General features: G+C 65.6%; 10 protein-coding genes. 4 read left to right on the top strand and 6 right to left on the bottom strand.

Annotation, left to right across the window (positions count from 1 at the left end; genetic code table 11):
• Positions 1–8: 8 nt before the first annotated feature.
• Complete coding sequence (gene gspF / locus D3F03_RS09100) at positions 9–1,235, bottom strand: type II secretion system inner membrane protein GspF (RefSeq protein WP_119109052.1); 1,227 nt, start codon at positions 1,233–1,235, stop codon at positions 9–11.
• A gap of 122 nt (positions 1,236–1,357) precedes the next feature.
• On the opposite strand from gspF, the gene D3F03_RS09095 reads away from it, so the two are divergent.
• Positions 1,358–2,107, top strand: coding sequence for an SDR family NAD(P)-dependent oxidoreductase (locus tag D3F03_RS09095; protein WP_119109051.1), 750 nt, complete (start codon positions 1,358–1,360; stop codon positions 2,105–2,107).
• A 63-nt stretch (positions 2,108–2,170) separates the two neighbouring features.
• Here D3F03_RS09095 and D3F03_RS09090 read toward each other — a convergent pair whose 3' ends face one another.
• Positions 2,171–3,193 (bottom strand): LLM class flavin-dependent oxidoreductase, encoded by a 1,023-nt coding sequence (locus tag D3F03_RS09090; protein ID WP_119109050.1) that lies wholly within the window; start codon positions 3,191–3,193, stop codon positions 2,171–2,173.
• 301 nt (positions 3,194–3,494) lie between these two features.
• Between D3F03_RS09090 and D3F03_RS09085 the strand changes: the two genes are divergently transcribed.
• The 3 genes from D3F03_RS09085 (at position 3,495) to D3F03_RS09075 (ending at position 5,904) form a co-directional block, all read left to right on the top strand.
• Positions 3,495–4,547: a beta-propeller fold lactonase family protein gene (locus tag D3F03_RS09085; protein WP_119109049.1), complete on the top strand. Its 1,053-nt coding sequence runs from the start codon at positions 3,495–3,497 to the stop codon at positions 4,545–4,547.
• A gap of 169 nt (positions 4,548–4,716) precedes the next feature.
• The gene (locus D3F03_RS09080) at positions 4,717–5,202 is read left to right on the top strand and encodes a CZB domain-containing protein (protein WP_119109048.1); all 486 of its coding nucleotides are present in this window, start codon (positions 4,717–4,719) and stop codon (positions 5,200–5,202) included.
• A gap of 6 nt (positions 5,203–5,208) precedes the next feature.
• Complete coding sequence (locus D3F03_RS09075) at positions 5,209–5,904, top strand: MOSC domain-containing protein (protein ID WP_119109047.1); 696 nt, start codon at positions 5,209–5,211, stop codon at positions 5,902–5,904.
• Here the strand turns inward: D3F03_RS09075 and D3F03_RS09070 are convergent.
• The 4 genes from D3F03_RS09070 to gspD form a co-directional block, all read right to left on the bottom strand.
• Entirely contained in the window at positions 5,901–6,290 is a 390-nt protein-coding gene (locus D3F03_RS09070) for a type II toxin-antitoxin system death-on-curing family toxin (protein ID WP_119109046.1), read from the bottom strand. The genes D3F03_RS09075 and D3F03_RS09070 overlap by 4 nt on opposite strands.
• 9 nt (positions 6,291–6,299) lie before the next feature.
• Complete coding sequence (locus D3F03_RS09065; RefSeq protein ID WP_119109045.1) at positions 6,300–6,524, bottom strand: AbrB/MazE/SpoVT family DNA-binding domain-containing protein; 225 nt, start codon at positions 6,522–6,524, stop codon at positions 6,300–6,302.
• Positions 6,525–6,586: 62 nt separating this feature from the next.
• Positions 6,587–7,975, bottom strand: coding sequence for a GspE/PulE family protein (locus D3F03_RS09060; RefSeq protein ID WP_119109044.1), 1,389 nt, complete (start codon positions 7,973–7,975; stop codon positions 6,587–6,589).
• Positions 7,975–10,251 (bottom strand): type II secretion system secretin GspD, encoded by a 2,277-nt coding sequence (gene gspD, locus D3F03_RS09055; protein WP_119109043.1) that lies wholly within the window; start codon positions 10,249–10,251, stop codon positions 7,975–7,977. The genes D3F03_RS09060 and gspD overlap by 1 nt, the downstream gene beginning before the upstream one ends.
• Positions 10,252–10,262: the final 11 nt, after the last annotated feature.

Raw genomic sequence — 10,262 nt, 5'->3', positions numbered from 1 at the left:
CATGCCCCTTATTTGACGAACTGGTTGAGCTGAATGATGGGCAGCAGAACGGCCAGAACGATCAGCATCACCACCAGTCCCATCACGACGATCAGAAGGGGCTCCAGCACGGTTGCCAGTTGCACGGCGCGGCGCTGCACCTCGGTGCTGAGCTGCACGGCAGCGCGCTGCAGCATGAGCGGCAGTTGCCCGGTCTGCTCGCCCAGACGGGCGAACATGGACAGCAGGCTCGGAAAGCGCTTTCTTTGCGCCAGCGCCGAGGCCAGCGGCGCGCCTTCGCGCACCTGCACCAGCGCGTCCAGCGCGTCGGCACGCATGGCGCGGTTGTTCAGGGTTTCGGCGGCCGCCTGCAAGGCTTTGAGGATGGGAACGCCCGCACCCGCCAGCATGGCCAGCGTGCTGGCAAAGCGCGCTGCGTTGTAGCCGCGTGCCAGGCGGCCAAGGATGGGAAGGCGCAGAAAGGCAGCGTCAAATTTTGAACGAAAAGCGGCTCTAGCGTAAGCGTAGCGTGCGCTAATAGCTGCAATAACAATAGCAATCAGCAGCCAGATACCGTAGTGGCGCACGAAAGCGCTCACCGCCAGCATGGCCACCGTCAGGAAGGGCAATGCGCGGCGCGAGCCGGCAAACACGCCAGCGACCTGCGGTACGACGTAGCTGACGAGAAAAATCACAATGGCGATGGCCACCAGCGTGACGATGGCGGGGTAGAGCGCGGCGCCGACCAGCTTGGCCTTGAGCGCCTGGCGCTCCTCCAGGTCGTCGGCCAGGCGTTCGAGCACCAGGCCGAGCCTGCCGCTGTGCTCGCCAGCGCCAATTACGGCGCAGTAGATGTCGGAAAACTCGCGCGGGTGCTGGGCCAGTGCCTGGGCAAAGGGCGCGCCGGCGTTGACTTCGGCGCGCAGCACCGCGACCAGGTGGCGCTGGCGCTCGTCGTCGGCCTCGTCGGAAAGGGCGGTCAGCGCCCGCTCCAGCGTGAGCCCGGAGGAGACCAGTCCCGCCACCTGGCGCGTCCAGATGGCCAGCCCCGTGCTGCCAAACACCGGCCGCTGCAGCCAGCCGCCAGCGGTGCGCGAGCCGTCTGCCGCACCCGATTGCGCCGCGGGCGAGACCGCGAGCGGAACCAGCGCCTGCGCCCGCAGCTGGCTGCGGGCGGCCTTGGCGTTGTCGGCTTCCAGCATGCCGGTGCGCGTCTGGCCCTGGGCATCGAGCGCTTCAAAGGCAAAGGCGGGCATGGGCGGTGTAAGAAATCGGCATGGGCCGCAATAGTAGCCGCTGCACACTGGCCGGACGCGTTCGCCCAGTCCACAATGGCCTGCAAGCCTCGGCGCTTGGTCCGGGGCCGCAAGGAGTTCCCATGTTGAAAGACAAAGTCGCATTGATCACCGGCGGTTCCTCGGGCATTGGTCGCGCCGTTGCCCTGGCCTGGGCGCGCGAGGGTGCGCGCGTGGTGGTCTCCGACACCAACCGTGACGGCGGCGAGCAAACCGTGGCCCAGGTGCGTGGGCTTGGCGGCGAGGCGCTGTTTGTGACCGCTGATGTGAGCCAGCCGCAGGATTGCGAAGCGCTGGTGCAGCGCGCTGTGGAGAAGTTCGGGCGTCTCGACATTGCCTGCAACAACGCCGGCATTGGCGGCCCGCAGGCGCCCACGGCCGACTACCCGCTGGACGGCTGGGCGCAGGTGATTGGCATCAACCTCTCGGGTGTGTTCTATGGCATGAAGTACCAGTTGCCGGCCATGCTCAAGAATGGCGGCGGCGCCATCGTCAACATGGCGTCCATTCTGGGGGCCGTGGGTTTTGCCGGAGCACCGGCGTACACCGCAGCCAAGCACGGAGTCGTAGGGCTGACCCAGGCGGCAGCGCTGGAATACAGCGCGCAGGGCGTGCGCATCAACGCCGTCGGGCCGGGCTTCATCCACACGCCCATGATCAGCGCGCTGGAAGAGAACCAGGCCGTCAACGGCATGCTGGTCGCCGCCCACCCCATCGGCCGGCTGGGCCGTGCTGAGGAAGTGGCCGAACTGGTGCTCTGGCTCGCGAGCAGCAAGGCCTCGTTTGTGACGGGTTCGTACTACCCGGTGGACGGCGGCTATCTGGCGCGCTAAATTTAGAGCAAAAATGGCCGCTAGCGCTTGCTAGTAAAGCGCATGCAGCTATTGAAATAATAGTTAAAAATTGCCCGTGGCTTGTAGCTGTGCCCGGGCGGCGGCGGCAATGTCGAGCGAGCGCAGGCGCAAGGCCGGATCGAACACGTCGCACACCAGCATCAGTTCGTCGGCCTGTGTCGCCTTGAGCAGCGCCTCCATCCCGGAGCGCACGGAGTCGGGCCCGCCGATGACGGCTGCCGCGAGGAATTCACCAATGGCGGCACGTTCCTGGGGCGACAGGTGTTCCACCAGCCCAGCTACCGGTGGCGCCAGCTTGCGCCGCTCGCCCTTGAGGATGCCCAGCACGCGCTGGTAGGTGCTGCTGGCGAGGAATTGCGCCTCCTCGTCGGTCGGTGCGGCAATGAGCGGTACGCCAATCACCACATAGGGCTTGGGCCAGTGTGCCGAGGGTTTGTACAGGCGCCGATACAGGTCTATCGCCTGCAGCAGCAAACGCGGTGCGAAGTGCGAGGCAAATGCGTAAGGCAGGCCGCGCTCGGCCGCGAGCTGGGCGGAAAACAGACTGGAGCCGAGCAGCCAGATGGGAACGTTGGTGCCCGCTCCGGGCGTGGCCACCAGGCGCTGGCCTGGCTCGGGGGGCGCCAGCAGGCGCTGCAGTTCGGCCACGTCGCGCGGGAAGTCCTCCTGCGTCTCGGGCCGGTCGCGGCGCAGCGCGCGCATGGTGAGCGGGTCGGTCCCCGGCGCGCGCCCCAGCCCCAGGTCGATGCGGCCGGGGAACAGTTCGGCCAGCGTGCCAAAGGCCTCGGCCACCACCAACGGTGCGTGGTTGGGCAGCATGACACCGCCCGAGCCGACGCGCATGCGCTCGGTGCCAGCGGCGATGTGGCCCACCAGTACCGCCGTTGCCGAGCTGGCAATGCCGTCCATGTTGTGGTGTTCGGCCAGCCAGTAGCGCTTGAAACCCAGAGACTCGGCATGCCGGGCCGTCGCCAGCGCTATGGCGAGCGCATCGCGCACACTGCCGCCCTCGCGCACGGCCACGAGGTCGAGCAGGGAGAGCGCGGTAGGAATGGAAGCCGTCATGCCGCCATTGTGGCGCGCCTTGCAGGAGCGTGCGGGTTAGGTGAGCCCTTGGACATGCTGCAAAATTTTCGCCCGCGTCTGGCACATGTCCGCTTGCAATGGCACATCGGGGGCGCTGCCATTGGATCGGGCCAGGCGCTGAAACTTGCTAAAGTCGCCTAGGTGACTTGCCGGGCGCCAGTAGCCGTCGCTGTGGAGGGGGCGTTCGGGTTTCCGTGGGCTGACGGCAGTTTGGCCGACCAATACCGCCGTACCTTTCACCTATGGGTGGCGCCAGAAATTTTTTAAGAGAGTGGACTCAATGAACAAGTATTTGCTCAAGGCGATCGGTCAGGTCGCCGTGCCGCTGGCCCTCGGTTTGTCCTGCGCTGCACCGGTGTTTGCCGACAGTGGCGTGGCCTATGTATCGAATCAGGAAGCAGGGGTGAGCGTCATCGACCTGGCCACCATGACGGCCAGGGACAACATCGACGTTGGCGTCACCGGGCCGCGCGGCATTGGCATTACCGCCGATGGCGCCATGCTGGTAACGGCCAACAAGGGTGGCGCCAACATTGCCCTGATCGACACCAAAACAGGGCATGTAATCCGCTATGTGCCGATCGGCAAGAACCCCGAATTCGTTCGTGTCCAGGGCCACTATGCCTATGTCACCTACGAACCCAGCGCCAAGTCGGGCCCGCCCTCCAAGAATGGCGCCAAGGACGACGATGGCGCCGTCCCAGGGCACATCGCCATCGTGGACCTGAAGCAGGGCAAGGTCGTTCACGACATCGTCGGCAAGCCGGAAACCGAGGGTCTGGAGTTCTCCAAGGATGGCAAGAAGCTGTTCATCACCAATGAATCGGACAATTCGCTGACGGTGCACGACGCCAAAAGCGGCAAACTGCTCAAGAGCATCCCGCTTGGCAAGTACGGCAACCGCCCGCGCGGCATCAAGCTGTCGCCCGACGGCAAGGCGCTGGTGACCACACTGGAGCTTTCGGACAAGATGCTGGTGCTCAACGACAAGTTCGATGTCGTCAAGGAGGTCGCCACCGCCAAGACGCCCTACGGTGTGGCCTTCGACCGCAGCGGTTCGCGCATCTTCGTGGCCTCCAACAAGGACAAGCTGCTCCAGGTCTTCGACGCCCAGACCTATGAAAAGGTCAAGGATATCCCGATCGGTGATCGCTGCTGGCATTTCAGCTTCACCCCTGACGACAAGCAGATCCTGGTGGCCTGCGGCAAATCGAATGAACTGGTGGTGATCGATGCCGCTTCGCTGGAGGTGACCAAGCACCTCGGAGAGATGGGCATGCCCTGGGGCATCGTGACCTATCCGAAGGCGATGGGCAGTATCGACCGGCCCTGAGCGAGAACGCCCCGAAGAAAGCGCCCGCCACCCTGGCGGGCGTTTTGCATTCCGCGTCGGCCCATTCACAGGGTCTTTTCGGCGGTGAGTGACGCGGGTGTATCCAATTGCTGCAGGGTCTATATGATGGCTTCATGGGCCATGTTGGCGCGACGCATCGGGTACTTCCATGGGATTCTTCAGCAAAATGTTCAAACTGCGCGAGCAGGACCCTGAAAGCCAGGAGACCACTTGGGCTTTCGAGGACAACGCGAGCGAACTGGTGCTGGATGCCGAGTACGCCAACACGCTGGCGTTCGAATTCGACATCGACGCCGCCATCAGCAGGCATGAGGCATGGAAAAACAGGCTGCGCCAGCAACTGAGCGGCGAGATCGATACCCCAATCGATCTGGACGAATTGCGCAACCCCGAAGCCTGCCCGTTGGGCCAGTGGCTCGCCGGCCCCGGGCAGCAAATGTTGGGCCAGTACCCGGCCTTTGACATCCTCGTAGCGCGCCATGCCTATTTTCATGCCCAGGCTGTCGAGGTCGTCGAGCTCAGCCGTGCCGGGGAGTACGAGCGTGCACTGCGCGTGTTCCATGGCGGCTACCGCCACGCTTCGAATCAGGTGGTGCTGCTGCTCAAGCAGCTCAAGCGTGGTTTGGGGCGCTGAGTGGGTATGCGCTCGGTCTGTGGTCGCGTCCTGTCGGTCTGCACCGGGCAGGCCGTGCCCTACGCGCGCGGTTCGCGCAGCGGCATCGACAAGCAGGTTCGCACCGGCAAGGTGTATTGCCACACCCTCGGTCTGGTGGGCGATGAGCAAGGTGACCTTCGGGTCCATGGTGGGCCGGACAAGGCGGTGCACCACTACCCCAGCGAGCATTGCGCCGCCTGGCGTGCGGAACTGGGGCCACACCCGCTGCTCGACACCCCGGCGGCTTTTGGCGAAAACCTGCACAGCAGCGGCCTGACCGAGGCCGACGTGTGTCTGGGGGACCGTTTTCGCGTGGGCGATGCCTTGCTGGAGGTCTCGCAAGCCCGCCAGCCGTGCTGGAAGCTCAACGAGCGCTTTGGACGCCCTGACATGGCCGTGCAGGTGCAGCGCACTGGGCGCACCGGCTGGTACTACCGCGTGCTGGAAGAGGGCGCGCTCTGGGCTGGTGCGGACCTGCTGCTGCAAGCACGCCCGTATCCCGAATGGCCGCTGGCGCGCCTGATCGACCTGCTTTACCGGCCCAGTCTGGACGTTGCCGAACTGCGTGCTGCGCGGGTGCTGCCGCTGCCGGCCAATTGGCAGCGTTTGCTGGATCGGCGGCTGGGCAGCGGCGTGGTGGAAAGCTGGGTTTCGCGGCTGGAGGGGCCTGCGCAGACCTAGTCTTTTACCTTGGCATGCTCGCGCAGCCAGGTGGCAAAGGCCTCTTCGCCGAACTCGCCTGAGGCGACGGCGAGCATGGTGAGCACGCAGTCAGCATCGCTCGCGCCAAGGTGGTAGCCGTTCAAGCGCAGGAACAATTCAGCGGCGACAAAACCGGTGCGCTTGTTGCCGTCGATGAAAGGATGGTTGCGGGAGATGCCGTAACCGTAGGCTGCGGCCAGCGCGAATGCGTCGGGCGCGGCGTAGGCGAGCAGGTTGGCGGGGCGGGCCAGCGCCGAATCGAGCAAGCCTGCATCGCGCGTACCGGCACTGCCCCCATGTTCGGCAAGCTGTGCTTCGTGCACTGCAACAATGACGGCGCGATCCAACCACAGGAAGTGAGCCATGCGCGGGGCCTACTTGGCCAGTTCGTGCAATACCGCGCGCCGCTCACGCATGATGTCGCGCGCCAGTTTCATCTGGGCTTCGAAATCGGGGTTGTGCGTGGTGATGCGCAAGCCGTCAGGCGAATCGGTGACGTAGAGTTCGTCGCCTTTGGTCAGGTCAAGGCGTGCCAGCAATTCTTTGGGAAAAATGGCGCCGACTGAATTTCCGATTTGGGTGAGTTTGAGCGTGTGCATAGCAGCGGTTCGAAGTTATAACGTATGTTATTCCTTGGCGTGCGCTGTCGTCAACCACATGTTCAATCCCGCGTCACCCGCAGCACTTCCTCCCGGCTGGTGACGCCCGCGGCAATCAGGCGCTCGCCGTCTTCGCGCATCAGTTGCATGCCGCCAGCCAGGGCCGCGGCGCGCACGTCGGCCTCCGACGCCCGGTTGTGGATCTGCGCGCGCAGCGCGTCGGTGGTCACGAGCAGTTCGAAGAGCCCGGTGCGTCCGCTGTAGCCCGTCTGGCCGCAGGCATCGCACCCCTGGCCGCGGCACGCGGTGCAGGTTTTGCGCACCAGGCGTTGGGCCAATACACCGAGCAGCGAGCTCGACAGCAGGAAGGGTTCCACCCCCATGTCGGTCAGGCGATTGACGGCGCTGGCGGCGTCGTTGGTGTGTAGTGTGGCCAGCACCAAATGGCCGGTGAGGCTGGCCTGGATGGCGATCTGCGCCGTTTCGAAATCGCGAATCTCGCCGATCATGATCACGTCTGGGTCCTGGCGCAGGATGGCGCGCAGAGCCTTGGCGAAGGTGAGGTCGATCTTGGCGTTGACCTGCGTCTGGCCGACACCGGCCAGTTCGTACTCGATCGGGTCTTCCACCGTCATGATGTTGGCCTGCGCCGCGTCCAGCCGGCCCAGCGCCGCGTACAGGGTGGTGGTTTTGCCCGAGCCGGTCGGGCCGGTCACCAGCACGATGCCGTGCGGCTGCCGGATCAGGCCCTCGAAGCGCGCCAGTGTAGGGCCCTGCATGCCCACGGCTTCGAGCGTGAGGCGGCTCTCGCTCTTGTCGAGCAGGCGCAGCACGGCGCGCTCGCCATGGGCGCTGGGCAGGGTGGAGACGCGCACGTCGATGGCGCGGGTGCCCAGGCGCAGGCTGATGCGGCCGTCCTGCGGCAGGCGTTTTTCGGAAATATCGAGGTCCGCCATGATCTTCAGGCGGCTGATCAAGGCCGCATGCAGTGCACGGTTGGGTTGCACCACCTCGCGCAGCGTGCCGTCCACGCGGAAGCGCACGCTCGAATGGCGCTCGTACGGCTCGATATGGATGTCACTCGCCCCATCGCGCGCCGCCTGCGTGAGCAGGGCGTTGAGCATGCGGATGATGGGCGCGTCGTCGGCGGCTTCGAGCAGGTCTTCGACGGCCGGAAGCTCCTGCATCATGCGCGAGAGGTCGGCGTCGCTTTCCACCTCGCTGACCACCGTGGCGGCGCTGGATTCGCGCTGCGAGTAGGCGGCGCTGATGCGTTGCGCCAGGGTGTGGGCGTCGAGCGGCTGCAGGCGCTGCACCGGGTATTTGCGCAGCACTTCGCTCAAGGGCCCGGCTTGCGGCGCCGGGCCGTGCCACAGCACGAGCCGCTCGCCGTCGGCTTCCAGCAGCAACTGGGCTCCGCGCGCAAACGCATAGGGCAAAGGGTAGGCCATCAGTTGCCTGCGGGGAAATCGGGCTGTGTGACGATGTTGGTCTGCGTCGCAGCGGGCCGTGCGGGCAGCGGCGGCAGGACCGGCGCGCCCGACACCGGGTGCAGCAGCGTGCTCGGCGTGGGCTGGGCCTGTTGCTGCAGCGCGCGAATCGCCTCGTAGCGGTCCACCGTCAGTGCATTGCTGGCGGCGCTGTCACGAATCACCGTGGGCCGCAGGAAGACCATCAGATTGGTCTTGTTGCGCGAGCGGTTTTCGCTGCGAAACAGGTTGCCGACGACCGGGATGTCGCCAAACAACGGCACCTTGTCTTCACCCGAGCTGTAGGAGTCCTCCAGGAGGCCGCCAATGACGATGATGTTGCCGTCGTCCACCACCACGTTTGATTCGATGGACCGCTTGCTGGTGGTCGGTCCGTTGGCATTCGTTAGCGTGCTGCTGTCGATCTTGGACACTTCCTGGTAGATGGACATTTTGACCGTGCCGTTCTCGCTGATCTGCGGGCGCACGCGCAGCACCAGGCCCACGTCCTTGCGCTCGACGGTGGTGAAGGGGTTCACCGTGCTGGTTCCTGCGCTGGCGGCATACGAGCCGGTGACGAAGGGCACGTTGTTGCCGATGATGATGCGGGCCTCTTCGTTGTCCAGCGTCATCAGGTTGGGGGTGGAGAGCACGTTGGCGTCGCCACTGTTTTGCAGGAAATTGGCCAGCGCCCCCAGGTAGTACTGGCCGTTGATGCGCGGCGCCAGCGCCAGGTTCAGGCCCTTGCCCAGCGTGCCCAGGGCGGAGGCCGCGGTGGTCGTGGAGCCGCTGGCCAGCGCTGCCGTGATGTTCACGATGTTGGCACCCGACTGGGCCGAGTTGGTGCCGATCACACCGATGGTTCCGTCGCCCTGCTTGCCCAGGATGCCCTGCCACTGGATGCCGAACTCGGCCAGCTTGCTGGCCGTGACTTCCACGATCAGGCTCTCCACCAGCACTTGCGCTCGCCGGCCGTCGAGTTGGTCGATCACGGCGCGCAGTTGCCGGTATTGCGGCTCGGGTGCCGTGATGATGAGCGAGTTGGTGGCCGGATCGGCCTGGATCTGCCCGCCGGTCGACGGCGCCGCGCTGCTGGCGCCGCTCAGATTGCCGCCCCCGGTGCTCAGGCCGCCGCCACTGCTGCTCCCCATGCCCGTACTGCTGGCCGAGGCGGTATTGGTGCCCGCCGTGGCGCTGTTCAGGCCGCTGGTGCTGCTTGCCGCAGGTCCAGGGCTGCTGCTGCTACTGGAACCGGAACCTCCGCCCGCCGCCATGGCGGCGCGCAGCGTGGCGGCCAATTTGGTGGCGTCGGCATTCTTCAGATACACCACGTGAATGTTGCCGCTGGCTGCGCTGCTGCCCGGTGCAGGCGCCTGGTCGAGCTTTTGCACCAGCGCGCGCACCTGGGCCAGGCGCGCCGGGTTGGCGGCGCGCAGGATCAGCGAGTTGCTGCTGGGATCGGCCAGCAGCGTGGTTTTGAACGTGCTGTCGGTCTGGCCCGGCGCGGCGCCCGGCGTCACCCCGGTGGAGGAAGCGCTTCCCCCCTCGATCAGCCGCGCCACCAAGGGTGCGAGGTCGGAGGCGATCGCGTTCTTCAGCGGAATCACTTCCACGTCGCTGGCGTTGGAGACGTCCATCGCGGCGACGATGCGGGCGAGCCGCTGCAGGTTGTCGGCGTAATCGGTGATCACCAGCGAGTTGTTGCCGGGGTTGACGTTGATGGTGTTGTTCGGGCTGATGAGCGGGCGCAGCACCGGCACCAGGTTGGCGGCGTTCTCGAAATTGAGCTTGAAGATCTGCGTGACGATCTGCCCGCCCCCTGCCGCGGCTGGCGCGCCGCCCTGCCACACGCGCACGCTGCTGCCCTGGAGTTTGCCTTCCGCCTCGGGCACCACCTTGTAGAGTCCGCCCGCTTCGACCACTGTGTAGCCCTGCAAGCGCAGCGCCGCCAGGAACTGCTCGAAAGCCGCTGCCGGCGTGACCGCACGCTCGGTCGCCAGATTGAGCTGGCCCTTGACGCGCGGGTCCACCACCACGTTGCGCCCGGTGATGGTGGCCATGGTGCGCGCCACGGCTTCGATGTCGGCGTTGGCGAAGTTCAGCGTCACCGGCTCGCCTGGGCGCACGCTTTGCGGGTTGGGTGTCGCAGCAGTTTGGGCATGAATTTGGCCTCCAGCGCTTATCAATAAAGCGCAAGCAGCTATTGAAACAATAGTGTGATGCCAATGGCGCGGAATGTACTGAGCGGGGCTGGACATAAGTTTTGCGG

Source organism: Simplicispira hankyongi, assembly GCF_003570885.1.
Classification (GTDB): Bacteria; Pseudomonadota; Gammaproteobacteria; order Burkholderiales; family Burkholderiaceae_C; genus Simplicispira; species Simplicispira hankyongi.
This window is presented reverse-complemented; position numbering and strand designations above follow the sequence as displayed.

Bases quoted from the DNA above. Each gene is read 5' to 3' on its own strand.
- D3F03_RS09090 (WP_119109050.1), bottom strand. From the start codon at position 3,193: ATGACGGCTTCCATTCCTACCGCGCTCTCCCTGCTCGACCTCGTGGCC.
- gspF (WP_119109052.1), bottom strand. From the start codon at position 1,235: ATGCCCGCCTTTGCCTTTGAAGCGCTCGATGCCCAGGGCCAGACGCGC.
- D3F03_RS09060 (WP_119109044.1), bottom strand. From the start codon at position 7,975: ATGGCCTACCCTTTGCCCTATGCGTTTGCGCGCGGAGCCCAGTTGCTG.
- D3F03_RS09075 (WP_119109047.1), top strand. From the start codon at position 5,209: ATGCGCTCGGTCTGTGGTCGCGTCCTGTCGGTCTGCACCGGGCAGGCC.
- D3F03_RS09085 (WP_119109049.1), top strand. From the start codon at position 3,495: ATGAACAAGTATTTGCTCAAGGCGATCGGTCAGGTCGCCGTGCCGCTG.
- gspD (WP_119109043.1), bottom strand. From the start codon at position 10,251: ATGTCCAGCCCCGCTCAGTACATTCCGCGCCATTGGCATCACACTATT.
- D3F03_RS09065 (WP_119109045.1), bottom strand. From the start codon at position 6,524: ATGCACACGCTCAAACTCACCCAAATCGGAAATTCAGTCGGCGCCATT.
- D3F03_RS09095 (WP_119109051.1), top strand. From the start codon at position 1,358: ATGTTGAAAGACAAAGTCGCATTGATCACCGGCGGTTCCTCGGGCATT.
- D3F03_RS09070 (WP_119109046.1), bottom strand. From the start codon at position 6,290: ATGGCTCACTTCCTGTGGTTGGATCGCGCCGTCATTGTTGCAGTGCAC.
- D3F03_RS09080 (WP_119109048.1), top strand. From the start codon at position 4,717: ATGGGATTCTTCAGCAAAATGTTCAAACTGCGCGAGCAGGACCCTGAA.